Source organism: Holophaga foetida DSM 6591 (genome assembly GCF_000242615.2).
Classification (GTDB): domain Bacteria; phylum Acidobacteriota; class Holophagae; order Holophagales; family Holophagaceae; genus Holophaga; species Holophaga foetida.
Genome location: NZ_KI912268.1, coordinates 2,995,388 through 3,018,449, shown reverse-complemented (window position 1 = coordinate 3,018,449; position 23,062 = coordinate 2,995,388). Strand labels below are relative to the sequence as shown.

Here is a 23,062-nt window from a genome sequence, read left to right as displayed (position 1 = left end):
CCATGGCCCAACCCCTTCGCGATGCCCACTTCCTGACCTCCGCCGCCGACGCCAAGAACCTGGGGGTCTGCTTCGCCGAAGTGGCCTTCGTGGGCCGCTCCAACGTCGGCAAGAGCAGCCTTCTGAACGCCCTGGCCCAGCACACCCAGCTCGCCCGGGTCTCCAAGACCCCGGGCCGCACGCGCCTCATCAATGTCTTCGTCACGGGTCCTGACCGCTGGATCGTGGACCTGCCGGGCTATGGCTTCGCCACGGGCCCCGTGGCAGAAAAGGCCAAGTGGCAAGAGATGATCGAGGGCTACCTGACGGGCCGGAAGACGCTTCGCATGGTCTATGTCCTCGTGGATGCCGAGGTGGGTGCCACCAAGCTCGACCACCAGATGATCGACTGGCTGCGCCACACCGAGATCCCCTGCCGCATCGTCGCCACCAAGTGCGACAAGGTGAAGCCCTCCCGCCAGCTGGCCCAGCGGCGCGATGTCGCCGCCAGCCTCATGCTCCAGCCCACGGACATCGCCTGGGTCTCCAGCAGCAAGGGCACCGGCATGACGGACCTGAGGATGGAAGTGGCTGGGCTGCTGAGCCTAGTCTAACCGATAGCATCTTCACCCTGCTCCATCCGCCACTTCAGGAACCTCGGCCCCAGCTCCGCGAGAAGCATGGAACCCAGGATCACGGCACCCCCCAGCAATTGGAGGGGACGGAGGGAATCCTTGATGCCTGGGACCCAGCCGCTCATGGCCAGAAGGGCTGAAACAATGGGCTCTATGGAGTAGATGATGGCCGCCTCGGTGGCCCCCAGGTGGGCCTGGAGAAGCATCATCAGGAAGAAGGCCAGGGCCGTCGCCAACAGGGCCTGATAGCCGATGGCGATCCAGACACCGGGCTTGGCCAGAGGCGCCAGGGCGAAGCCATGGGGCTCCGGCAGACAGGCGGTGATGGCCAGGGAGATGACCGCCGCCACCGCAACCTGTATGAAGGCCAGGCTCCAGGGGTTGCCGCGGCGAGAGCAGCGGGCCGTAAGCACAATCTGCCCTCCGCAGACCATGGCACAGATGAGGGTTTCGAAATCCCCGCGGTTCCAGCCCCCCATGGGCTGCCCCGGCTCATGGACGAGCAGGTAGAGTCCCGCCACCGCGAGAACTGCCCCCAGGCCGTGGGAGAGGCGGAGGCGCTGGCCGATGGCCAGGCTCAGCATAGGCGTGAAGATGACGTAGAGCCCGGTGATGAAGCCGGACTTGCTCACCGTTGTGAAGCGCAATCCATCGGCCTGGAACCAGATGATCGCCGCGAGGCAGAGGCCCAGCCATATTCCGTCCAGGAGCTCCTGGCGACGGAAACGCAACCCCTGGCCCCATGCCAGCAGGCCAAGGCACAGAGCCCCCAGCGAGAAGCGCAGGCTCAACATGGTCCCCACACTGAGACCCGATTGAAGAGCGAATTTCATGGCCGCGAAGCTCGCGCCCCAGACCAGAGTCATCAGGAGGGTGCCGGCCACGGCCCGACCGTGCATCGGGCTGTGGCACCCCCCGCTCAACGCAGGACGGCGGAAACGCGCACCTTCAGTTCGGGCTGATCGGGTTCATCCGTCTGGAGGGTGATCCACTCATTGAGGACCCCGCCACGATTCTTGGAGCCCAGGACAACCCTGAGCTCCTGCTTCGCCGCAGATGCGCCGCCCATGCCCTCCACCTTCAGGAGGGGAGAGGTGCACTGGGCATTCAGCACCCGGAAGGGCTTCCCATCGGCATGGCTCAGGACGAGATTCGCCCGCAACTCCTTGCCAGCGCTCTCCACCCAGGCCACCCGTTCAGGGGTGGCCTGGATGCGGGCCTTCAGATCCCACTGGATGCTGGTGCGCACATAGGGCATCCGGGAATTCGTGGTCTGGACCGTCATGGTTTCCACGCCATTGGTCCGGCCAAGGGGCACAGCCTTGCCGTCGAAGGCCACATCGATCACAGCATCCAGGCCGTTCTGACGGATGCTGGTCGCCAGGAAGGGAGCCCCTGGAACATCCACACGGGTCACCTTCACCGCCTGGCCATTGCCGGAGGCGAGGGTCAGGGTGGCCTTTCGGGATCCCGTGCGGGGCACCTCATTGAAGAAGAGGGTGCTGGTGCTGGGAACAATCTCTCGAACCACCTCGGCCTGGAAGGTGAGGGAATGGCTGAAGCTCACCACCGGCGAGGAAAGCACCTCCCCCCGGACCTGGACGGACTTGTGGACGGTTCCCCGGAAGCCCTTGGGATCGAAGGCGATCTCCAGATTCGTGCTCTCTCCTGGCTTGATGTACCACTGCCCGGAGACTGTGGAGGTGCAGCCGCAGGAGGGGATCACCTGCTTGATCTGGACAGGCACCTGACCCCGGTTGTAGACCTTGAACTGATGGGTGACCCTGCGATCTGCGGAGATCTTTCCGAAGTCGTGGTGGGTCTTGTCGAAGGTGATCGTATCCTGCCCGTGAAGGGACAGAATGGCGGGAACCAAGAGGACCAGAGCGCGCATAAAGACCTCGTAGCCTTTAGTCTACCTCAGCCCTCCTCAACCCGGTCATACTGACGCGATACGTCATGCCAATCCAAGCCCCCGAATCCCCAGGCAAGCGCATCCTCCTTGTGGAGGACGAGGAGAGCTTCCGCGAAGTCCTCCAACTGGGCCTGGAGCCCGAGGGCTTCCGGGCCGTGACGGTGTCTGGCGTCCACGAAGCCAAGGCACTCCTGCAGGGATCCACCTTCGACGCAGTGGTCTCCGACCTGCGCCTCAAGGATGGATCAGGCATCGATCTTCTGGTCTGGATCAAGGGCCAGGGCCTGGAGACGCCCGTCATCATCATGACGGCCTTCGCCACCACGGAAACCACGGTCCAGGCCCTAAACCTAGGCGCAGTGGACTTCCTCACCAAGACCAAGAACGACCTCCAGGAACTCACGAAGGTCCTCAAAGGGCTCTACGCCGTCCCCCAGTCCTCGCCCCCCGGCCCCGTGTCCGATATCGGCGATCTCGTGGGCGTGGGCGACAAGATGCGGCGGATCCAGGCCCTGGTGGGCAAGGTGGCCATCGCCGACACCACCGTGCTCATCACCGGAGAGAGCGGGACGGGAAAGGAGATTGTGGCCCGCCTCATCCACCGCTACTCCGAGCGGGCCAAGGGGCCATTCGTGCCCATCAATTGCGGAGCCCTTCCCGAAAGCCTCCTGGAATCGGAGCTGTTCGGCTATGAGCGCGGCGCATTCACCGGAGCCTCGGCCGCCAAGCGAGGGCTCTTCGAAGAGGCCCAGGGGGGCATCATCTTCCTCGACGAAATCGGCGAAATGCCCCTGCCCCTCCAGGTGAAGCTCCTGCGGGCGCTCCAGGAGCGGAAGATCCGGCGAGTGGGGGCCAACGAGGAGCGGGCCATTGATGTCCGGATCATCGGGGCCACCAACCAGAACCTGCGCGCACGAGCTGAACAGGGGGCTTTCCGCCAGGATCTCTTCTTCCGCCTAAACATCCTCCACATCGAACTCCCCCCCCTGCGGGAGCGCCCGGAAGACCTCCCGGTGCTGGCGGATCACTTCCTGGCCCGCTTCGGCCAGAAACTCAACAAGCCGACCATGAGCCTGACGGACGAGGCCATGGCCGCCCTGCGCCGCTACACCTTTCGGGGCAACGTCCGGGAGCTGGAAAACCTCATGGAGCGTTGCGTAGCCCTCAACTCCGGGGGCCCCATCGGGGTAGAACTCTTCCCGGACAACATCCTTGCCGAGACCAACGGGCCTCAATCGGTCGCTCCACCCCAGCCATGCCCCCTTCCGGAAGAGGGCTTCGACCTTGAGGCCTACCTCAACGCGTACAAGGGGCACCTTCTCCGCCAGGGGGCCGAGAAGTGCGGGGGCAATCGCACCAAAGCCGCCCGCTATCTGGGCATGAGTTTCCGGGCCTACCGGTACTGGCTCCAGGAACTGGGGGGGCTGGAGACGCTTCCGCCCGCTTGCCCCAGGCCCGAGGACTTTCCACCGAAAGCACCACCCGAGGGGGAGGGGGACGCATGATTCCTTGTAAATTGGAGGAAGTGTGGCACACTGGGATGCTTGGGTCCCATGACCCGGGAGCTCATTTCATGCCCCAGCAGCCCCAGAAACCTTCATCGAGCACGTCCCGGCAGCGGGGCTTTTCGCTCATGGAGCTGATGATCGCCCTGATGATCATCGGGGTGATCGCGACCCTTGGATTCAAGGCCTACGGCAAGTACTCGGCCAAGGCCCGCTACACCAAGGCCCAGGACACCATGAAGACGGTGGCCGAGGGACTGGACCAGTACTATCTCAAATACGGCAAGTACCCGGATCTCGGAAGCTTCGAAGCCATGGTGGATGCGAATTCTCCCCTGGTAAAGCAGAGCATGGTCCCGGTGAACACCCCCGGCAAGGACATGTGGGATCAGCCCTTTGAGGGCAAGTCCACCAAGGCCACCTACGAGTTGAAGTGCCTGGGGGATCCCACCGACCAGGAGGACCGTCCCCCCTTCACCCGGGAGCCCGGCAAGATCGGCGGGGGCGCCACTACCGCACCGAGCGGCGAGGCCGCCGGGGGGACCAAGTGATTGATCTGACGAAACTGACACCCGAGGGCCTCCGCCTGGAAGGCTCTACCGAGCGCCTCGAGCTGGACGGCGGCAGCGCCCTGCGGGATCTCCGCTGGCAGATCTTCGCCATGCCTTCGGACAAGGATGTCTTCCTGGATATCAAGGGCGAGGCGGTCATGGAGTGCACCTGCTCCCGCTGCCTGGACCCCTTCGACCTGCCCCTGAAGCTGGAGAGCCAGTTCCTGGGCAGCAAGGATGCCGATCTGGTGGCCCGGGGCTCCCATGTTCTCGGCAGCCAGGATCTCGACGTGGTCTACCTTCCGGAGTCGGAACTGGACGAGGAGGATCTGGTCAAGGACCAGTTCCAGCTCCAGGTTCCCATGAACCCCCTCTGCAAGGAGGACTGCCAGGGGCTGTGCCCCCTGTGCGGCAAAAATTGGAACAAGGGCCCTTGCGGTTGTCGTCCCGAACTCAATCGGGAACCCAGCGCCCTCGCCCAAGCACTTTCCAGGTTGAAACTGGACCTGGAGCCCTGAAAACTGTCTCTTAATTAGGAGTTCGCCATGCCGAATCCGAAGCGCCGCCATTCCAAGGCCCGTCGCGACCGCCGCCGGACCCACGACTCTCTCGATGTCATGAGTTCCAGCACCTGCCCCAACTGCGGCACCGCCAAGATGCCCCACCGCGTCTGCCCCTCCTGCGGCTTCTATCGCGGCAAACAGTCCGTTCGCGTCCAGCAGACCGTCTGAGGGCGTGGGGGTGGAAACGCCATCCATGTACCGCATAGCGCTGGATATGATGGGCGGGGATCTCGCGCCCCAGGCCACGCTTGAAGGCGCCTATGCGGCCCTTAACAGACATCCGGACCTCCGCCTTCTCCTGGTGGGGGACGAGGCCATTATCCGGCCCATGCTCGCTTCCTACGGGATCAAGGGTGCCCTCGCAGATCGCTGTGAGCTGGTCCATGCCCCCGATGTGGTGACCATGGCCGACAAGGCCACGTCCATCCTCAAGGAGAAGAAGGGCAGCTCCATCCGCATCGCCGCTCAGCTCGTCCGTGAAGGCCGAGCCGACGGTGTCGTGAGCATGGGCCATACCGGAGCCGCCATGGTGGCCTCCAAGATGGTGGTGGGCACCTTGCCCGGCGTGGACCGTCCCTGCCTCGCCACCGTGCTGCCCAACACCAAGGGTCTCCCCACTGTCCTTCTGGACGTGGGCGCCAATGTGGACAGCAAGGCCGAGCACATCGCCCAGTTCGCCCTCATGGGGGCCGTCTATGCCGAGGAAGTCCTGGGGATCAAATCGCCCCGGGTCGGTCTCCTCAGCGTCGGCGAGGAGGACGGCAAGGGTACCGAGGTCACTCGCGGAGCCTCCAGCCTTCTCAAGGAACTGGATCTCAACTTCCTTGGCAACGCCGAAGGCCGGGACATCTGGAACGGCAAGTTCGACGTCATCGCCTGTGATGGTTTCGTCGGCAACTCCATCCTCAAGTCCAGCGAGGCCTTGGCGGAAGGCATTGTCCAAGGCATCAAGGAGAGCATCATGGAGGGGCTGCTGACCCAGGTGGGGGGCGCCCTCATCAAGCCAGCCATGAAGCGATTCATGAAGAAGCTGGACTACGCCGAATACGGCGGCGCCCCCCTCCTCGGTGTGAAAGGAGTCTCCATCATCGGCCACGGCCGCAGCGATGGCCGCACCGTGGGGAACGCCATCCGGGCCGCCCTGGTGGCCTGCGAGCACCGGATCAACGATCGCATCCACGATTCACTGGAACGTCTCCTGCCCCAGGCGACGGCCAGCGAATCCTGAGGCTGCGCGGCATGCATTTCATCCGCCCCGAGTCATCGGGGCGTTTTTTTGCGTAAAAATGATGGGCCGGTCCCATCCTACGAACCTGGAGGTTCCATGAAATACCGTCGAATCCTGCTCAAGCTCTCCGGAGAGGCCCTCATGGGCAACCAGGGCAATGGAATCGATCCGGAAGTGGTCAACCTCATTGCCAACCAGGTCAAGGAGATCCGGGAGCTGGGGGTGGAAGTCTCCCTGGTGATCGGCGGAGGCAACATCTTCAGGGGGGTGGCCGGAGCCACCAAGGGCATGGATCGCGTCACCGGTGACCACATGGGCATGCTGGCCACCATGATCAACGCCCTGGCCCTCCAGGACGCCCTGGAACAGAAAGGGCTCCACGCCCGGGTCCTCAGCGGCATCGAGATGCCCAAGGTCGCCGAGAGCTATATCCGCCGCCGAGCCATGCGCCACCTGGAGAAGGGCCGCGTCGTGATCTTCGGCGCCGGAACCGGCAACCCCTACTTCTCCACCGACACCGCCGCCGCCCTCCGGGCCAACGAGATCAACGCCGAGGTGGTCATGAAGGCCACCAACGTTGATGGCATCTACGACTCGGACCCCCGCAAGAACCCGGAGGCTGTTAGGTATGAAACGGTCTCTTTCCAGGAGGTTCTCGAGAAGGACCTCAAGGTCATGGATGCCGCCGCCATTGCCCTCTGCCGGGAGAACAAACTCCCTATCCTGGTCTTCAACATGGTGGAACCCGGCAACCTCCTGGCCGCCGTCCAGGGCAAAGCCGTGGGCACCCTGGTGAACTAGGCATGAACGCCCTCGCCCGCCTCCCGGACGCCATCGTGATCCTGGATCCGGAGGCCATGGAGGCCTATCGGCGCGACGAATCCCACGTAGTGGGCTGCCCCCCCCTGGCGGTCGTGAAGCCCCAGGGGCCTGCCGCCCTGAAGGAACTGGTGCGCCTCGCCAAGGGCGAGGGCCACACCCTGGTGCCCCGAGGCGCAGGCACGGGGAAGGCAGGGGGCTGCACCCCCACACCGGGTTCCATCGTGGTGGATTTCTCCGCTTGGCCCGGCCAGATCGAACTCTCCCGGGCCGACCTCTGCCTGAAGGCCCCCGCCAGCACCATGCTCCGGGACCTGAAGAGCGCGGCCCTGGAGGCCGGGCTCTTCTACGCCCCGGACCCCAACTCCTGGGACCAATGCTCCTTCGGCGGAAGTCTGGCCACCAGCGCCGGAGGCGTGAGCGCCTGCAAGTACGGCATGACCCGCCACTGGGTCCTGAGCGTCGAGGCCCTCATGGAGGATGGCGAGATCCACCGCTTCGGCATCCCTACAGTGAAGAACAACTCCGGCCCCAATCTCGCCCAACTCCTGGTCGGGAGCGAGGGCATCTTCGGCATGATCACGGCGGCAACCGTGAAGCTCATCCCGGTGCCTCGCCAACACCTGACCCTGCTCCTGCCCGTGCGGGACTGGCACGAGCTGCTGGACCTTCCCAGCGCCCTCACCGAGGCAGGCTTCCTGCCCAACGCCTTCGAGTTCTGGGACCCGGCGGTGCTGGAGGATCTCCGCCGCCATGGTCCAGAGACCGCCCGCAGGATGCCGGGAGAGGCTCTGGCCCTGCTTGAGTTCGATGACCCTGACTGCATGACGGAGGCCTTCCTGGAGCGCCTCATGGAAGTCCTTGGCCCCGTGGCGGAAGCGATCCAGATCGCCACCGACGAACGCCAGCGCGAGGCCCTGTGGTCCGTGCGCCGCACCACCTCCAGCCACCTCAAGGAGCGCTTCCCCCGGAAGGTCAGCGAGGATGTGGTGGTGCCCCGAAGCCAGGTTCGGGAATTCTTCAAGGCCACCGAGGCCCTCAAGCTCCCCATGGTCACCTACGGCCACCTGGGGGACGGCAACCTTCACGTCAACCTCCTCGCAGCGGGCGAAACCGCCCCAGAGGAGCTGGAGGCCCAGGTCACCAGCCTCTTCCGCACCTGCCTGGACCTGGGAGGTGGCCTCACCGGCGAACACGGCATCGGCCTCGCCAAGCGGGAGGCATTCCTGAAGCTGAGCGACCCCTACCACATCCAGACCCTGCGGAGCATCAAGCAGGCACTGGACCCATTGGGGGTGTTCAACCGGGGGAAGGTGATCTGACACCGATTTGCCGTCAAACGAAGCGTAATCGCACACTGCGAAGCGGCGGCAAATCATGAATTCAGCCTAGAGGACCTTCCGAAGGGCCTCAGCACTTGCCTCCAGGGGCCTCATCTCCATCCTTCCCCCATCCCAGCCTGGCGGCTGGGGCACGGTCAGGTTGAGGGCCTGCTGCAGCTCGACCCGGGCAAAGCCAGGATGACGGGGGGCCAGGATCAGGCCCATCTCGGCAAGGCCCATGCGCCCCTGGAGCAGACCGAAGGCCTCGGCAGTCATGGGTTCAGGGGGATAGCCGCAGGCATTGAGCTCCCACTGGGCCCGGCGCAGTTCACCTGGCTCCAGGCGACCTGGACGCAGGAGATTCCGGGGAATCCCCTCCTCCGAATCCGTGGCGATGGCGCGAACCGGCAGACCCATGGACTGGGCCAGGAGGGCGGCCTTCAGGAATCCCTGGGGTTCAGAAGCGATCCCCAGGACCGGAGCATCTCCCCAATGGACCAGCAGTTGCGCCATCCCCTCGAACCAGAGAAGCACGTTGGCCAGGAGAAGCGCCGGGTTGAGGGAGCCCAGGCAGGTCAGCCCATGGGCTTCGCATAGCCCGGCGTCTTCGAGGCAGCCTCGCACCAGCGTCTCCGCCTCTTTCCGGGTGCCCGCCATGGAGAATGCCTGGAAATTCTCTCCGATCCCGAAAGCGGGCACGGCCCCTTCGCACTGGGGCACCAGGGCCACCACGCGAAGACCCTTGGTCGAACGGAAGGCCTGGCCAGCCGCCAGGGCGTTCTCCAGCCCCACCGCCAACAGGGTCCGGAGCCTGGGCTGACAGTGCCCCATCAGCCCTGCCAGAAGCCGCGCCCCGGCTTCCTGGGCACAGGCAGAAGGCCCATGGAAGAGCTCCAGAACGAAGATCCGCTCCCGGAGGGCGTTCAGGCGGATCGGGAAGTCCAGGGACTTCTCCACCAGCCCCTCAAGACTGTTCCTGTCCACCTCATCCCCGAGGCAGCGGTGAAGGATCTCCACGCAGCGCGGGAGGAAACCCAGCCTCAGGAGCGTGCGCACATCCCGGAAACAGGCAATGGGATCGGGATGATAGCTCCCGCCGTCCGGAGCCAGGGGCCGGAGGATGGCCTCCAGCAGGGAGGCGCGGTGTTGGGGATTGCCAGAGCTGACAAGGCGCATGGGATTTCTCCCGCTCAGGTTAGCAGGGGACCATGCTCGGTAGCGATGGCCTGTCAGTAGCTGAGGTTGATCTGGTAGATCGCCGTGGTTCCGCTGGTTTCATTGCCGACCACCAGGAGCGGCTTGCCGCTGGGGGATTTGTCGGCCTTGATCAACGCCACGCCCTCGGGGCCGCAATCTCCGGCAGCACCGTTGCGGGTGTTCAGATAGGTCACGTAGACCGGAGCGGAGGGCGTCGTGATGTCGTAAACCATCACGCCTCCCACACGCTCCAGGCCGATGAAGGCGTAGGTCTTGGTTCCGAATTTGCCGAGCACCACCCCTTCAGGTTCCGGCCCCTTGGCGGCGCTTCGGGAATCAAGGGTATTGTTGTCATTGCTAGCATTGAAGTTGACCATGGAAAGGGCCGAAGTGAGCTGCTCAAAGGCTTCCCCGGAGTCGTAGACCCGAGTGCCGTCAGTCTTCCAGATGGAGAACGAGCGTCCACCGAAAGCCGTGATCTGAGTCCCCAGGCCGGTCAGGGCATCCTTGCCCGTGAAGTCGCCGTTCGGAGTGCTGGTGATCTTCAGGCGGCCCAGATTGGAATCATAGAGAGCGTTCGCGGCACTGGAGCCGAAGACCGTGGTGTCGAGGCCCGCCGTGAAGAAGGACCTCACCCGGACTTCTTCGCTGAAGCCCGTGTATTCCCTGGCATCCCCTTCATTCGCCGTCACGAGATAGGTCACCCCGTCCACGGCGTATGAGGCGATGGCATCCGGCTGATACATCCCCTTCACCGGCTGGGTTCCGATCTTGACGAGGGGGGTTCCGCTATTGGTATTGGTGCCACCATCCTCGTCGCTGGCGTCCAGGCCGTAACCCGCAATGCTGAAATCCTTGAGCCCGAAGGGGATCAGGCTCGTCACCGTGGCGCTGGGAATGTCCACCACCGCCATGGCATTGTTCTCCTGAAGGGTCACATAGGCCGTATCCCCAGTTGCGTTGAGCGTGATGTATTCGGGCTCCAGGTCCTGGGCCACGGATGCATTGGGCCCGTATATGCGAACCCCCTGCCCCCGCAGGGTGGCTTCCTGCCCGTTGAACGCGCTGAAGCCCGCAGTCGCCACAGTGGAGGTGCCGGTACGGCTCACCGTGATGATGCTGACTGAACCCTCCGGGTCCACAGAATCAACCTGATTGTAACTGTTGGGCTCTCCTTCGTTGGCCACCAGGACCTTCTTGCCATCGGCGGTGAAGGTCAGCATGTCCGGCAGGGCCCCCACCGTGACCGAATGGAGGAAGCCCAGATCGGAAGCATTGTAGAAAGCCACAGCACCGGGATTGGTCTTGACCGTGGCCTGGACGGCCAGGGCGACCAGACCATCGTGCACAGCCACGCTATTGACGCTCGCCCCGATGGAAGAAACATCGATGGTGCCCACCAGAACGGGTGAAGCGGGGTTGGCCAGAGAGAGCACATCCACGGTCCCATTGGCACCGTTGACCACAAAGAGGCGTTTGCTCCCGGCATCAAAGGCCGTGATCTCGGCAGCTCCCAGCGCACCGCCCGCGTAATCTCCGATCTTCTCCAAGGCCAGACTGGTGGGGGTGGGCTCTGCGCTCTGGTTCACACTCCCGCCACAGCCAGCGAAAAACGCCAGTGAGGACGATAGGGCTGCCCAACGGATGGCAGACACGCAAGGGAGGTACTTGTTCATAACAGCTCCTGGATAACCTGAATCCTAGGGTTCAGCCGGAACAACCATTTGCTGGGCGTGTAAATACGACGCTCCACGGCACATCCGTGCGCCAGCCCCCCATCTTGTCGAATCAGGCATCAACACAGACGTGATGGTCGGGCTTTGCCCGGCCACCACGTGGGGGTCAAAGGGGGGACATCGCGAGCGCAGCGAGCAGGCGGTCCCCCCTTTCGTGGCAGAATCCCCCGCAGAAGCGGCGCACTGAAAGCCTGTGGCACATTCACGACGTTTACAAAACGCGCCACGAGAGCGCCTAACGCTTGGTTCTGGCCCCGACTCGGGGGACAATCCCCGGTTGGGAGGCATTATGTCCATCATCCTGGGTCACCGCGGCTATTCCGCCCGCCACCTTGAAAACTCCATGGAGGCCTTCCAGGCCGCACTGACCGCGGGCATGGACGGTTTCGAGCTGGATGTGCAGCCCACCATGGACGGAGTCTGCATGGTGCTCCACGACGATGACCTGGGACGTACCGCCCAGGGCGGAGGCGTGCTCCGGAAGCTGAAATCCAACCAGCTCCCCCTCCTCAAGAACGGCGAACCCCTGCCCCGGCTTACAGATGCCCTCGATCTCCCAGCCAAGCTTATCAATGTGGAGCTCAAGGGGGAGCCCGGCTGGAAACAGGCCCTGGCCACGGTGGAAGCGGGTGAAGCCCTGAAGCGGGTGATCTTCTCCAGCTTCGAGCCCAGCGAGGTGCTCCAGCTCTGGGCCGCCTGCCCGGAGGCCCAGTGCGGCTTCCTGTGGGAGACCGATGAGGCCATGGAGCTCACGGAAGAAGAACTGGCTGACCTCCCCAGCGCCCTGCGTTTCCACGTCCCTCTCCGGGCCGTGGCGGCCCGCCCCGAATTCTGGCGTCCCCACGCCAAGCGCATGGCGGTGTGGGGCATGAAGAGCCCCGCCGAAGCCAAGGGCCTGGGATTTGAGCCCGCGATCCTCATCGTCGATGGTTTGTGATGCTGTCTGGGCAGAATCCCGGATAATGGAGGGTTGGCCTTTCGCGGTCCATGGAGTGCAACCCTGATTTTCGGGAGTCGTTTATGAGAGCCCATCTGTCACCTTCATCCACAGCCCTCGCCCGCGGGACGCACTCATAATGGATCCGGCAGCCCTGCTCGAATCCCTGGTCTCCATCCCCAGCATCTCCGGGGAGGAGGGCCCCATCGCGGACTACCTCTTCAAGCTCCTCTCGGTGGAGGGCTTCAAGGTCCAGCGCCATGGCCACAGCCTCTGGTTCCAGGTGGGGGAAGGGAGCCCCCGGCTCCTCTTCGTGAGCCACCTGGATACGGTCCCCCCCTGTGAGGGCTGGACCACCAATCCCTGGACCCCCCGATGGGAGAGCGGCAGGCTCCACGCCCTGGGGGCCAACGACGCCAAGGGCTGTGTGGCCACCCTCATCCTCACCGCCAAAAGCCTCAAGGACATCCCCCTTCAGGGTTCAGCGATCTTCGCCTTCACGGCCGAAGAGGAGACCGACGGCCGGGGCATCCGGGAACTCATGCCCCTCCTCCAGCCCCTCGACGCGGCGGTGGTCTGCGAGCCCACGGGGCTCCAGGTCTGCATCGCCCAGCGAGGCGAACTGGTGCTCCGCTGCAGGGCCCGGGGGATCTCAGCTCACGTCGGCCACGCCCATGAGGGCGTGAACGCCGTCTCCATGGCCGCCCGGGACATGGTGAAACTGGAAGCCATGGCCTTCGATCCCCACGACCTCCTGGGTAGCACCCATCCTGTCGTCACCGAGATCACCGGAGGCCGGGCCCACAACCAGGTGCCCGATCGCTGCGAATTCTACGTCGCCCTGCGCACCACCCCGAACCTGAAGCTTTCCGAAGTCGTGGCCCGGATTGCCTCGGAGCTGGAGAGCGAAGTCTCCATCCACTACGACAACTACCTGCCCCAGGCCACGGCCCCCGGAGAGGCCATCGTCCAGGCCGCCCTGGAAGCGGCGGACCTTCCCGAAGGCATCGGCTCCAATACGGCCTCCGACTGGGCCTTCCTGGAAGGCATTCCCGCCGTCAAGGCCGGCCCCGGCGACACCCACCGAAGTCACCGCCCCGACGAGTGGCTAACACTCGAAGAATGCCTTAAAGGTGTGGCATTCTATAGGAGTCTGGCAGGTGCGTACTTCCGCCGAATGGGCGGTGAGATGCACGGGGCCTAGCGCCCCACAACGCGAAATGATCGAAGCGCACAATTGGCGTCCCCTGGGCGCCATGGGCAGATAGAGCTCAGCACGCATGATCTTTGGCGATTGAATCAACAATCAACACACCCATAGGAGGATCACATGGTTGCATTCGACAAAAAAGTGCTCTGGATCGGTTACGGTTCCGTGGGGCAGTGCACCCTGCCCCTCTTCCTCGACCTGCTGAACGTGAAACCCCAGCAGATCACGCTCGTGGACTTCGAACCCAAGCATGCTGACCTCGCCGAGTGGACTGCCAAGGGCCTGACCTTCGTCCAGGAGAAGATCACCCGGGAAGATATGGCCCACCAGCTGGCCAAGTATCTCGGCGAAGGCGACCTCCTCATCGATCTGGCCTGGAACATCGACTGCTGCGAGCTGCTCCAGTGGTGCCACGACCATGGAGTGCTCTACATCAACACCTCAGTGGAAGTCTGGGATCCCTACGAGGGCGCGGAAACAGCCCATCCCACCTCCAAGACCCTCTATCACCGCCATATGGCCATCCGCCGCATGGTGGCGGGCTGGTCCAAGCCCGGCCCCTCGGCGGTGATCGAGCATGGCGCCAACCCCGGCCTCATCTCCCATTGGACCAAGCGGGGCCTGCTGGACATCGCCGCCAAGCTTCTGGCCGATGGCCTGGTGCAGGGCGAGGAAGCCGCCGAGATCAAGGCCCTGACCGAGAGCCGCACCTTCAACAAGCTGGCCCAGAAGCTGGGGGTCAAGGTCATCCATTGCAGCGAGCGCGACACCCAGATCGGCAACAAGCCCAAGGAAGTGGGCGAATTTGTGAACACCTGGAGCATCGAGGGCTTCCGCGAGGAGGGCACCACCACCGCCGAGATGGGCTGGGGCACCCACGAGAAGACCCTCCCCGCCCTGGCCTACCAGCACACCGAAGGCCCCCAGAACCAGATCTGCCTGGCCAAGATGGGCATGAACGTCTTCGTGCGCTCCTGGGTGCCCGACTACAACATCCACGGCATGATCGTGCGCCACGGTGAAGCCTTCACCATCTCCGACAGGCTCACGGTCTGGGAGAACGGCCAGGCCGTCTACCGCCCCACGGTCCACTACGCCTACTGCCCCTGCGACGCCGCCATCGCCTCCCTCCAGGAACTGCGCGGCAACGACTACGAGCTCCAGTCCAACCTGCGCATCATGGGCGACGAGATCACCAGCGGCAGCGATGTCCTGGGCGCTCTTCTCATGGGTCACGCCTACCAGTCCTGGTGGACCGGCAGCGATCTGAGCATTGAGGAGTCCCGTCGCCTGGTACCCGGCCAGAACGCCACCACCGTCCAGGTGGCCATCTCCGTGGTGGCCGCCATCTCCTGGATGCTCGAGAACCCTGCCAAGGGGGTCCTGGTGCCCGACGACCTGCCCCACGACTACATCCTCGAGATCGCCGACCCCTACCTGGGGAACTGCATCTCCACGGCTGCCGACTGGACCCCCCTGAAGCACCAGAACAACCTCTTCCAGGGCTGGAGCAAGACGGACCTGGATACGGAAGATCCCTGGCAGTTCAAGAACTTCCTCGTGACGAACGACGGGAACTGAAAAAAGCACTTCCACCACGAAGTCACCAAGGCACGAAGAAAAGCAAAAGAAAGAACAGCCTCTTTCATTTCTTCGTGTCTCCTTCGTGTCTTAGTGCCTTTGTGGTGGAATTCATCTTTTGGAGTACGGAATGGTCGACAAGGCGCTGCTTTCGCGGCTGGCTCAGGAGCACGGAACCCCCCTGGTCATCATCGACCATGAGCGGCTGCGGCAGAACCTGGCGGAGTTCCGGGAGTGGATGCCACGGGTGCAGCCCTACTACGCCGTGAAGGCCAATCCCCACCCGGCCATCATCCGCACCTTCTATCAGGCGGGGGCCAGCTTCGATGTGGCCTCCTTCCCCGAGTTCCAGCTGGTCCATGAGAACATCAAGGACCTGCCGGACCAGGAGCGCCAGGACTTCATCTGGGACAAGATCATCTACGCCAACCCGGTGAAGGCCATTCCCACTCTCAAGGAGCTGGACCAGTACAAGCCCCTGGTGACCTACGACAACTTCGAGGAGGTCCGGAAGATCCAGAAGCACGCCCCCAGCGTAGGCATGGTGCTACGCCTCAAGGTGCCCAACCTGGGCGCCATGGTGGAACTCTCCTCCAAGTTCGGAGCCGATCCCAGCGAGGCCATGGATCTCATCGAGGCATCCGAAGAGGCTGGCCTCACCGTGGAGGGCCTGAGCTTCCACGTGGGGAGCCAGACCACGAACTTCCAGAACTACGCCGTAGCCCTCAATCTGGCGGCGGACATCTTCAAGGAGTCCCGTCGCCGGGGCTACACCAAGATGAACCTCCTGGATATCGGCGGTGGCTTCCCGGCCCCCTACGACGAGAACGTCCAGCCCTTGCGGGAGTGCGCCAAGGTCGTCAACGCTGAGATCGAGCGCCTCTTCCCCGAGGATGTCCAGATCCTGGCGGAACCCGGCCGCTTCATGGTGGCCTCCGCAGTGACCCTGGTGGCCGAGGTCATCAGCAAGGCTGACCGGGACGGACGGCGCTGCTACTACATCAACGATGGGGTCTATCACACCTACTCCGGCGTGATCTTCGACCACTGCCACTACCCCGTGAAGGCCATCAAGGAAGGCCCCACCCAGATCTGCGCCGTTTTCGGCCCCACCTGTGACGCCCTGGACACCATCTCCCTGACGGAAGAACTGCCGGAGTTGGAACTGGGCGATCTCGTCTATAGCGAGAACATGGGCGCCTACAGCCACGCCTCCAGCACCTTCTTCAACGGCTTCCCGCCCGCAAAGGTAGTGCACCTGAACGTGGGCAATTAGGGACGAGAGGATAACTAGGACATTACGACGAAAGGGGTGGGCAAGGCCTTTATGGGCATTGCTGGGGAGCATCCGTCTATCCGGGTAGCCGGATTATCGTATGGCTGCTTTGCTTGGATTCCCTCACAATGGACAGATGACTTCGATCTAATAACCTCATTATGCGGTGGCCTTGGGGTTAATTAATAATTATTATTGCAAAATATTTTTACAGTCATTATATACATCAAACATGTTAGGAGAGCAGAGTGAGAAGAAACAAATGCTTTCAAAGATTGGTATTGCTATTTTTGATGTGTTGCACTTCTCTGGCACTGGATGCGAAAGGCGATGGGCCGAAGCCCGAGCTGTATCAGGCCATCTCGCGGGACGACACCGCACGCGCCAAGGCAGCGATTGCCAGTGGCGCGGATGTCAATGCCATTTACGACAGAGACACGATGTTACTCTGGGCATTGCGCAACAAGCGGGAAGGCATTGCAAAGCTGCTGCTTCAGTCGCCGAGGCTGGATGTGAACAAGCGGGGTGTGTTGTACGACGATTTTAGTGACTGGGAGCGTACGCCTCTGATTCAGAGTGCGCATATGGGACAGGCGGAAATCGTGGGTCTGTTGCTGCAACGGGGTGCCAAGGTGAATGCGCGCGACAGGGTCGACAACGCGCCGGAGTTGCAGGGGAACACCGCTCTCATCAAGGCAGCACAGCGGAATCACGACAAGGCTATCGAGGTATTGCTGACGCAGGGCAAGGGCATTGAGGTTGACGCACAGACTAAGGATGGCCTGACACCACTCTGGTTTATTGCGGAATGGGGAAATCTGGCGTCGCTGAATCTGCTGTACAAGCACGGCGCCAAGATCAACATTACGAACAATTTCGGACAGTCCGTGCTGATAACAACTGCGCTTCACAAGGAATATAACGTGCTGGATTACCTTGTCGCCAATGGGGCGAACATCAATCAGGTGGATCAGGGCGGGCACACACCACTCATGACGCTCATCCCGCAAATGGGGCCGAACGGCAAGCATCGAGAAGCCGGTGTGAGATTCATGGAAAAATTCATTACGTTCAAGCCCCAGCTGGATCTCCAGAAGCTCATGCCGAAAGGAGGCGGCTATTCAGCGTTGCACCTGGCCGCGCGCTTCGGCGCTGTCGATGCAATCCGGCTGCTGCTCGACAATGGCGCAACGATTGACCTCAAGAGCGTGGCGATGGGCGACACGCCGCTGCACGCTACGGCCATCGCCCACCAGATCGACGCGGCCAAGTTGCTGATTCAGCGCAAAGCCAAGGTGGACATTTTCGACAAGAGCGGCGCGACACCGCTCATAGTCGCCGTGTATCAGGCGGACGAAGAAATGGTGAAGGTTCTGATCGATGGCGGCGCTGCCATCAACACGAAATCGCCAGTCAATGTGCTTGTGACGCCGCTGGTGTACGCCGCGTCGAACCCCGATCCATTCAAACACAGGAAAAATCTCGCCATCATGGAGACGCTCTTGTCCAGGAATGGCAACGTTAACTTTCAGAGTGCAAACGGACGCACGGCGCTGATGGCAGCGGCGCAGCAGTCGGACACATCACAAGGCTACGAACGCGCAGCTTTGTTGATCAGTAAAGGTGCCAAGCTCGATATGGTGAACGACAGGGGAGAGACGGCCCTGATGCTGGCGGCTGGCGCGGGCAATGCGAAGCTGGTGGCACTGCTCACAAAAAAGGGTGCCGACATCAAGAAGAAAAACGGTGCGGGCGAAACCGTCATGAGTTATGCGAATCGTTCCAACAACAAGTCGAGCCTCTCGACCTTGTCAGAGCGCGGCGCCGTACCGGATGGCCCCATCGTCAGGAAGCAGGTCACGGTGGGCACGTTGCTGGGCACGTGGCAGGGCTATCAGGAGGGCATGCCGCAGGTGGTGTGGAAATACGTCTTCAAGAAGGACAACACTTTCGAATTCGTTTCGCAATTGACGCCGGCAGTGTTGAAGACGATGCCTGCCGGATCCGTGAAACCAGTCATTGCAGCATTCAAAGGCAAATACACGGTCAACAATGATTTAATCATTTTCGACCCCTCAGACAGACCGCCCGTTTCCCAAAAATGGCGAATGGAAAAAGAAAGCTTGGTCATCGACGAAAAGATACATTTGAAAAAGAAATAGGATGAAATTGATTTAAATACGGGTGATAGCCACTCACATCACTCGATTAATCAGTTCTAGTCATTCGGGGCGAAAGTTACTGGGTTTCGGACCTGGACGGAGGCAAGGTCTACCGGAGCGATTCCTCCGGAACCAAGGATCCGACCACGGGGAATCGGGGAGTGCGGTGGAGGGCATCCTTCCGGGGACGTTTGGCACTTCAGCTTCCACGCAGCACTGAGCCAAGCAGGGCCAGAATGGCGGGGATGGCGCGCATGACGCCAATCCAAGGAAAACAGTGTCAGGCTCATGGTACCGCCACACCTCCGCTCCCGTTTCACGACTTCCCACACAGGCTGCCGCAGGAAGTCGTGTAAACGCAGGCTGGCGACTTTGCCGATTTAAAAGCGGTATCCGACGCCGACCCCTATCAGCAGGGGATCGATCTTGATCTGGCTGAACTTGGCGCCACCGATATATCCATCGCTGCGGATCTGCACTTTTTTAATGTCGAAGTTGAGCGACCAGTTCTTGTCGATCTTGTAGTCGACGCCAGCCTGCAGCGCACCGCCCCAGCTGTCGTTTTCCAGATCGGCCGAGCCGCCCAGCAATTTCACGCTCGAGATGCGGGTGTAATTGACGCCGACGCCGAGGTAGGGATCGAGGGTCGCTTTGGGCGCGAAATGGTATTGCAGCATCAGGGTCAGCGGCAGGTGCTTGAAGCTGCCGATCTTGGTGCCGTCCAGTTTCACATCATGCTTTTGCGAATAGGTGAGGCTCAACTCCGCCGCGAGATGGGGCGTAAAAAAGTAAGAGACGTCCACTCCCGGAATGGTCCGGCTTTCCACATGCAGACGGTCGGAGGCGCCGACGCCAGCGATCGACTCGGATTTGTCGGCCGGATCGAGGTAGACGGCATGCGCGCGCACCAGCCACGGACTTTGCTGCTGCGCCAGCGCTTCGTTGCCCATCAAACCCAAGGTTGCCACAGCCAATACCATTGCAGTCTTTTTCATGATGCCTCTTTCTTCACTTGCCGTTGATAACTGGAAACAAGTCTAGCGAGCAGGCCCACACAAAAAAAAGATTCAGATCAAAAATGTCCAACCGGTCATGCTTCCTCCGAAATGGTACGGCCCACCCCTGTGAGCCACTGGTTCAGAAGCATCCTTCGCGCCGCTCGCCCCTGGAGGAGCACTGCGATAAACCCCTGAATCACCTCAAGCTGGTCTTCTGTGGAGATACCCGGAACAACGTGAGCTATGCCCTCATGAACGCCGCCGCCAAGACCGGCATGCACTTCGTGGGCCTGGGCCCCAGGGAAGTGCCGACGCTGTGAAAGGCCCGCCGGGGTCCAGCCCGGGGCGGAGGATGCTAATCTGAATTTTTCCTGAGGCCGCCATGCTCGATCCCGTCCTACTCCGCCAAGACCTGGAAGCCGTTGTCGCTGGCCTCTCCAAGCGGGGGTATGAATTCGACCGGGGGACCTACCAGCGCCTGGACGAAGAGCGCCGCAAGGTGATCCAGGAGGCCGAGGCCCTCAAGGCCGAGCGTAACCGCGTGTCGGAAGAGGTGGCCCAGCTCAAGCGGGCCAAGCAGAGCGCCGACCATCTCATCGCCCAGCAGCAGGAAGTGGGCGGAAAGCTCAAGGCCCTGGAGGCCGCCGAGCGGGAGGCCGAGGCCGCCTTCAGGAACTTCCTGGCCACGATCCCCAACGTGCCCCACGAGAGCGTCCCGGTGGGCAAGGACGAGCACAGCAACGCGGAAATCAAGCGCTGGGGCACCCCTGCCATCATCGAGAACCCCAAGGACCATGTGGACCTGGGCACGGCCCTGGGCATCCTGGATCTGGACCGGGCCGCCAAGCTCAGCGGCGCCCGATTCTCGGTCCTCAAGGGCCTGGGCGCCAAGCTTGAGCGGGCCCTCATTTCCTTCATGCTGGACCGCCAGACCGCCGCGGGCTGGGGTGAGGTCCTGACCCCCTACATGGTGCTGCCCCAGAGCATGTACGGCACCGGCCAGCTCCCCAAGTTCGAGCAGGACCTCTTCAAGACCACCCGGGGCGAGGACACCCTCTACCTGATCCCCACCGCCGAGGTGCCCGTCACCAATCTCTACCGGGACGAGGTCCTGGCCACCGCCACCCTGCCCCTGCGCCACTGCGCCTTCACCCCCTGCTTCCGCAGCGAAGCGGGAAGCTACGGTCGGGATACCAAGGGCATCATCCGCCAGCACCAGTTCCACAAGGTGGAGCTGGTGGCCTTCGCGGCCCCCGACCAGGCCGAGGCCGAGCTGGAGCACCTGACGGGCTGCGCCGAGGCCATCCTGGAGGAGCTGGAGCTCCCCTACCGCCGCATGCTCCTGTGCTCCGGCGACATGGGCTTCTCCAGCCAGAAGACCTACGATCTGGAGGTCTGGCTCCCCAGCCAGAACACCTACCGGGAGATCAGCTCCTGTTCCTGGTTCGGCGACTTCCAGGGCAGGCGCGCCAATATCCGCTGCAAGGGCACGGAGCCCAAGGCCAAGCCCCAGTTCCTCCACACCCTCAACGGCTCCGGGCTGGCGGTGGGGCGCACCTGGGTCGCCATCCTGGAGAACGGCCAGCAGCCCGACGGCAGCATCCGCATCCCCAAGGCCCTGGTGCCCTATGTGGGAACCGACACCCTCCGGTAGTGCGCTCCAGGTAGAGGGTCTCGGGGTCCAGCGCGGAGAACGCTGGATCCTGAGGGATCTTTCCTTTGAGGTGGCTCCGGGCGAGGCCCTCGGCATCGTCGGCACAAGCGGAGCGGGCAAGACCACCCTGGCATGGGCCATCCTGGGCCTCCTGCCCCTCAGCGCGGGCAGCATCCATCTGATGGGACTTCCCTGGTCAAGCATGGATGAGGCCCAGCGCCGACCTCATCGCCCCCTCATGCAGGCGGTCTTCCAGGATCCAACAGCCTCTCTCCCTCCCCACCGGACAGGCTGGCAGATTCTGGAGGAACCCCTGGCCATCCACCACAGAGGCGACGAGCGCCAGAGACGGGATGCAGCCATCCTCATGGCCGAGCGTGTCAAGTTCCCGTTGGCAGCCCTGGAACAGAAACCCCACCAGTGGTCAAACGGACTCGCCCAGCGCCTCTGCCTCGGCCGGGCCCTCATGCTGACCCCCCGCCTGCTGGTGCTGGACGAACCCCTTTCGGCCCTGGACCCCACCCTGGGGAGCCACCTCCTGAAGCTGCTCCTGGACCTCAGGGACGGAGGCACCACCCTCCTCTTCATCAGCCATCAGATCTCGTCGGTACGCCGTCTCTGCGATCGCCAGATCCTCATCGCACCCGATCAAGCAGCACAAGGGTGACGTCATCCACGAAGGGGTTGGGACTGTGGAAGGCGCGAGCCTGCTCCAGGAGGTGTCCCACAGCGGCCTCGCCATCCTGAGGCAGGTCAGCACAGTAACCCAGAAGGCCATCGTTGCCCAGGAACTGCCGATCCTCCCGCTCCACCTCCACCAGACCATCCGTGTAGAGGATGATGCGATCCCCTGGCTCGAAGGGAGCGCTCAGTTCATCGAAGGGGAGAGATTCGTCGATCCCCAGCATGAAACCCTTCCCGTGCAGGGCCTCGGGGGACTTCGGGGTCCCGGCGGGAATGCGGAAGGCGGGTTCGTGCCCAGCCACCACGTAGCGGAGCTGATGGCTGGCCGGATCCAGGTAGGCCAGGAAGGCCGTGGCGAACTGTTCCTCTAGGGTGCTGCGCACCAGATCCCGATTCATGCGCTCCGCCCAGATGCGGGGACTGTCGGAAAGGTGGATCTGGTTGCCGAAGCTGGTCTTGACCATGGCCGAGATCAAGGCGGCGGTCACGCCATGCCCGCTCACATCAGCGATCATGATGGCCACCCCTCCACCGGGCATGGGGAGGATGGAGTAGATGTCGCCACCGATCCCTTCAGCTGGCAGGTAGCGGTGATGGTAGTGGACGCAGGATACCTCACCGGGTGCCTCTGGCAGGAGGCCCATCTGGAGCTTGGCCGCCAGGTTCAACTCAGCGGTCATTCGTTCCTGGAAGCGGACCAGAACCTGATTCTGGCGCTTGATCTCCTTCTGCATCTCGATGATGCGGAAGGCGGAAGCCACCTTGGCCATCACCTCCTGGGCATGGAATGGCTTGGCGATCATATCGTCCGCGCCCAGGTTCAGCCCCCCGATTCGGGAGGCGGATCCATCCATGGCGGAGACGAGCACGAAGTAGATATCCCGGGTGGCGGGGTTGCCCTTCACAATCTGGCAGAACTCGTCCCCGGCCAGTTCCGGCATGCGAAGGTCGGAAATGATCAGGTCCGGTTGAAGCTTGGCCATCTCCTCCAGAGCCTGGCGTCCATTCTCCGCCAACAGGACCTGATAGCCGGCCCGTTTCAGATAGAAGCTGAGGATATCCCGGATGGGGGCCTCATCATCTACAACCAGCACCAGGCCCTTTTGCACC

General features: G+C 62.7%; 21 protein-coding genes and 1 pseudogene. 16 read left to right on the top strand and 6 right to left on the bottom strand.

The annotated features are described in order from the left end of the window. The first annotated feature begins 2 nt into the window (after positions 1-2). Positions 3-593 carry a ribosome biogenesis GTP-binding protein YihA/YsxC gene (yihA, locus tag HOLFODRAFT_RS21325; protein ID WP_005036205.1) on the top strand — a complete coding sequence of 197 codons (591 nt, stop codon included), beginning with the start codon at positions 3-5 and terminating at the stop codon, positions 591-593. Here yihA and HOLFODRAFT_RS0213560 read toward each other — a convergent pair. Together HOLFODRAFT_RS0213560 and HOLFODRAFT_RS0213555 are read right to left on the bottom strand one after the other, a co-directional pair. Next, on the bottom strand, positions 590-1,513 hold the full coding sequence (locus HOLFODRAFT_RS0213560) for a DMT family transporter (protein ID WP_005036204.1): 924 nt from the start codon (positions 1,511-1,513) through the stop codon (positions 590-592). The two genes, yihA and HOLFODRAFT_RS0213560, sit on opposite strands and share 4 nt — an antisense overlap. Before the next feature lie 20 nt (positions 1,514-1,533). After that, positions 1,534-2,508 (bottom strand): DUF1573 domain-containing protein, encoded by a 975-nt coding sequence (locus HOLFODRAFT_RS0213555; RefSeq protein ID WP_005036202.1) that lies wholly within the window; start codon positions 2,506-2,508, stop codon positions 1,534-1,536. Positions 2,509-2,573: 65 nt separating this feature from the next. Between HOLFODRAFT_RS0213555 and HOLFODRAFT_RS21320 the strand changes: the two genes are divergently transcribed. The 7 genes from HOLFODRAFT_RS21320 to HOLFODRAFT_RS0213520 all read left to right on the top strand — a co-directional run bounded on the left by HOLFODRAFT_RS21320 (position 2,574) and on the right by HOLFODRAFT_RS0213520 (position 8,517). Further along, positions 2,574-4,034 (top strand): sigma-54-dependent transcriptional regulator, encoded by a 1,461-nt coding sequence (locus tag HOLFODRAFT_RS21320; protein WP_005036200.1) that lies wholly within the window; start codon positions 2,574-2,576, stop codon positions 4,032-4,034. A gap of 68 nt (positions 4,035-4,102) precedes the next feature. Further along, positions 4,103-4,585: a type IV pilin protein gene (locus tag HOLFODRAFT_RS21315; protein ID WP_005036197.1), complete on the top strand. Its 483-nt coding sequence runs from the start codon at positions 4,103-4,105 to the stop codon at positions 4,583-4,585. Next, positions 4,582-5,103, top strand: a complete 522-nt coding sequence (locus HOLFODRAFT_RS23340; RefSeq protein ID WP_005036194.1) for a YceD family protein — start codon at positions 4,582-4,584, stop codon at positions 5,101-5,103. The genes HOLFODRAFT_RS21315 and HOLFODRAFT_RS23340 overlap by 4 nt, the downstream gene beginning before the upstream one ends. Before the next feature lie 27 nt (positions 5,104-5,130). Further along, positions 5,131-5,316, top strand: coding sequence for a 50S ribosomal protein L32 (gene rpmF / locus HOLFODRAFT_RS0213535; RefSeq protein WP_005036192.1), 186 nt, complete (start codon positions 5,131-5,133; stop codon positions 5,314-5,316). A gap of 25 nt (positions 5,317-5,341) precedes the next feature. Beyond that, positions 5,342-6,376: a phosphate acyltransferase PlsX gene (gene plsX, locus HOLFODRAFT_RS0213530; RefSeq protein ID WP_005036190.1), complete on the top strand. Its 1,035-nt coding sequence runs from the start codon at positions 5,342-5,344 to the stop codon at positions 6,374-6,376. 96 nt (positions 6,377-6,472) lie between these two features. Then, a complete protein-coding gene (gene pyrH, locus HOLFODRAFT_RS0213525) occupies positions 6,473-7,177 on the top strand; it encodes a UMP kinase (protein ID WP_005036188.1) in 705 nt (234 codons plus the stop codon). 2 nt (positions 7,178-7,179) lie between these two features. Next, a complete protein-coding gene (locus HOLFODRAFT_RS0213520; RefSeq protein WP_005036186.1) occupies positions 7,180-8,517 on the top strand; it encodes an FAD-binding oxidoreductase in 1,338 nt (445 codons plus the stop codon). A gap of 66 nt (positions 8,518-8,583) precedes the next feature. Here HOLFODRAFT_RS0213520 and HOLFODRAFT_RS0213515 read toward each other — a convergent pair whose 3' ends face one another. Together HOLFODRAFT_RS0213515 and HOLFODRAFT_RS0213510 are read right to left on the bottom strand one after the other, a co-directional pair. Next, positions 8,584-9,693, bottom strand: a complete 1,110-nt coding sequence (locus tag HOLFODRAFT_RS0213515; protein ID WP_005036184.1) for a PALP domain-containing protein — start codon at positions 9,691-9,693, stop codon at positions 8,584-8,586. A 53-nt stretch (positions 9,694-9,746) separates the two neighbouring features. After that, positions 9,747-11,390: a choice-of-anchor I family protein gene (locus HOLFODRAFT_RS0213510; RefSeq protein ID WP_005036181.1), complete on the bottom strand. Its 1,644-nt coding sequence runs from the start codon at positions 11,388-11,390 to the stop codon at positions 9,747-9,749. Positions 11,391-11,739: 349 nt separating this feature from the next. Between HOLFODRAFT_RS0213510 and HOLFODRAFT_RS23335 the strand changes: the two genes are divergently transcribed. The 5 genes from HOLFODRAFT_RS23335 (at position 11,740) to HOLFODRAFT_RS0213485 (ending at position 18,616) form a co-directional block, all read left to right on the top strand. Then, positions 11,740-12,387 carry a glycerophosphodiester phosphodiesterase gene (locus HOLFODRAFT_RS23335; RefSeq protein WP_005036179.1) on the top strand — a complete coding sequence of 216 codons (648 nt, stop codon included), beginning with the start codon at positions 11,740-11,742 and terminating at the stop codon, positions 12,385-12,387. A 139-nt stretch (positions 12,388-12,526) separates the two neighbouring features. Next, positions 12,527-13,591: a M20/M25/M40 family metallo-hydrolase gene (locus HOLFODRAFT_RS0213500; protein ID WP_005036170.1), complete on the top strand. Its 1,065-nt coding sequence runs from the start codon at positions 12,527-12,529 to the stop codon at positions 13,589-13,591. Positions 13,592-13,717: 126 nt separating this feature from the next. After that, positions 13,718-15,178 carry a homospermidine synthase gene (locus HOLFODRAFT_RS0213495; protein WP_005036168.1) on the top strand — a complete coding sequence of 487 codons (1,461 nt, stop codon included), beginning with the start codon at positions 13,718-13,720 and terminating at the stop codon, positions 15,176-15,178. A 130-nt stretch (positions 15,179-15,308) separates the two neighbouring features. Beyond that, a complete protein-coding gene (locus HOLFODRAFT_RS0213490; protein WP_005036165.1) occupies positions 15,309-16,454 on the top strand; it encodes a type III PLP-dependent enzyme in 1,146 nt (381 codons plus the stop codon). Between the two features lie 248 nt (positions 16,455-16,702). Continuing rightward, a complete protein-coding gene (locus tag HOLFODRAFT_RS0213485) occupies positions 16,703-18,616 on the top strand; it encodes an ankyrin repeat domain-containing protein (RefSeq protein WP_005036163.1) in 1,914 nt (637 codons plus the stop codon). A gap of 380 nt (positions 18,617-18,996) precedes the next feature. On the opposite strand, the gene HOLFODRAFT_RS0213480 is transcribed toward HOLFODRAFT_RS0213485, so the two are convergent. Continuing rightward, entirely contained in the window at positions 18,997-19,611 is a 615-nt protein-coding gene (locus HOLFODRAFT_RS0213480; protein WP_005036160.1) for an OmpW/AlkL family protein, read from the bottom strand. 170 nt (positions 19,612-19,781) lie between these two features. On the opposite strand from HOLFODRAFT_RS0213480, the pseudogene HOLFODRAFT_RS25825 reads away from it, so the two are divergent. The 3 genes and pseudogenes from HOLFODRAFT_RS25825 to HOLFODRAFT_RS21300 all read left to right on the top strand — a co-directional run. After that, positions 19,782-19,913 (top strand): annotated as a pseudogene (locus HOLFODRAFT_RS25825) (ornithine carbamoyltransferase); the annotation flags it as partial. An 83-nt stretch (positions 19,914-19,996) separates the two neighbouring features. Further along, entirely contained in the window at positions 19,997-21,268 is a 1,272-nt protein-coding gene (gene serS, locus HOLFODRAFT_RS0213470) for a serine--tRNA ligase (RefSeq protein ID WP_005036157.1), read from the top strand. After that, the gene (locus HOLFODRAFT_RS21300; RefSeq protein WP_005036156.1) at positions 21,243-21,935 is read left to right on the top strand and encodes an ATP-binding cassette domain-containing protein; all 693 of its coding nucleotides are present in this window, start codon (positions 21,243-21,245) and stop codon (positions 21,933-21,935) included. The genes serS and HOLFODRAFT_RS21300 overlap by 26 nt, the downstream gene beginning before the upstream one ends. On the opposite strand, the gene HOLFODRAFT_RS0213460 is transcribed toward HOLFODRAFT_RS21300, so the two are convergent. Further along, positions 21,904-23,061 carry a PP2C family protein-serine/threonine phosphatase gene (locus HOLFODRAFT_RS0213460; RefSeq protein ID WP_005036155.1) on the bottom strand — a complete coding sequence of 386 codons (1,158 nt, stop codon included), beginning with the start codon at positions 23,059-23,061 and terminating at the stop codon, positions 21,904-21,906. The two genes, HOLFODRAFT_RS21300 and HOLFODRAFT_RS0213460, sit on opposite strands and share 32 nt — an antisense overlap. Position 23,062 lies beyond the last annotated feature (1 nt).

Coding starts and splice junctions, on each gene's coding strand:
- HOLFODRAFT_RS0213555 (WP_005036202.1), bottom strand. CDS start 2,508: ATGCGCGCTCTGGTCCTCTTGGTTCCCGCCATTCTGTCCCTTCACGGG.
- plsX (WP_005036190.1), top strand. CDS start 5,342: ATGTACCGCATAGCGCTGGATATGATGGGCGGGGATCTCGCGCCCCAG.
- HOLFODRAFT_RS21300 (WP_005036156.1), top strand. CDS start 21,243: ATGTGGGAACCGACACCCTCCGGTAGTGCGCTCCAGGTAGAGGGTCTC.
- HOLFODRAFT_RS0213495 (WP_005036168.1), top strand. CDS start 13,718: ATGGTTGCATTCGACAAAAAAGTGCTCTGGATCGGTTACGGTTCCGTG.
- HOLFODRAFT_RS21320 (WP_005036200.1), top strand. CDS start 2,574: ATGCCAATCCAAGCCCCCGAATCCCCAGGCAAGCGCATCCTCCTTGTG.
- HOLFODRAFT_RS0213515 (WP_005036184.1), bottom strand. CDS start 9,693: ATGCGCCTTGTCAGCTCTGGCAATCCCCAACACCGCGCCTCCCTGCTG.
- HOLFODRAFT_RS0213480 (WP_005036160.1), bottom strand. CDS start 19,611: ATGAAAAAGACTGCAATGGTATTGGCTGTGGCAACCTTGGGTTTGATG.
- HOLFODRAFT_RS0213520 (WP_005036186.1), top strand. CDS start 7,180: ATGAACGCCCTCGCCCGCCTCCCGGACGCCATCGTGATCCTGGATCCG.
- HOLFODRAFT_RS0213510 (WP_005036181.1), bottom strand. CDS start 11,390: ATGAACAAGTACCTCCCTTGCGTGTCTGCCATCCGTTGGGCAGCCCTA.
- rpmF (WP_005036192.1), top strand. CDS start 5,131: ATGCCGAATCCGAAGCGCCGCCATTCCAAGGCCCGTCGCGACCGCCGC.
- pyrH (WP_005036188.1), top strand. CDS start 6,473: ATGAAATACCGTCGAATCCTGCTCAAGCTCTCCGGAGAGGCCCTCATG.
- HOLFODRAFT_RS0213490 (WP_005036165.1), top strand. CDS start 15,309: ATGGTCGACAAGGCGCTGCTTTCGCGGCTGGCTCAGGAGCACGGAACC.
- HOLFODRAFT_RS21315 (WP_005036197.1), top strand. CDS start 4,103: ATGCCCCAGCAGCCCCAGAAACCTTCATCGAGCACGTCCCGGCAGCGG.
- HOLFODRAFT_RS0213560 (WP_005036204.1), bottom strand. CDS start 1,513: ATGCACGGTCGGGCCGTGGCCGGCACCCTCCTGATGACTCTGGTCTGG.
- yihA (WP_005036205.1), top strand. CDS start 3: ATGGCCCAACCCCTTCGCGATGCCCACTTCCTGACCTCCGCCGCCGAC.
- HOLFODRAFT_RS0213500 (WP_005036170.1), top strand. CDS start 12,527: ATGGATCCGGCAGCCCTGCTCGAATCCCTGGTCTCCATCCCCAGCATC.
- HOLFODRAFT_RS23335 (WP_005036179.1), top strand. CDS start 11,740: ATGTCCATCATCCTGGGTCACCGCGGCTATTCCGCCCGCCACCTTGAA.
- serS (WP_005036157.1), top strand. CDS start 19,997: ATGCTCGATCCCGTCCTACTCCGCCAAGACCTGGAAGCCGTTGTCGCT.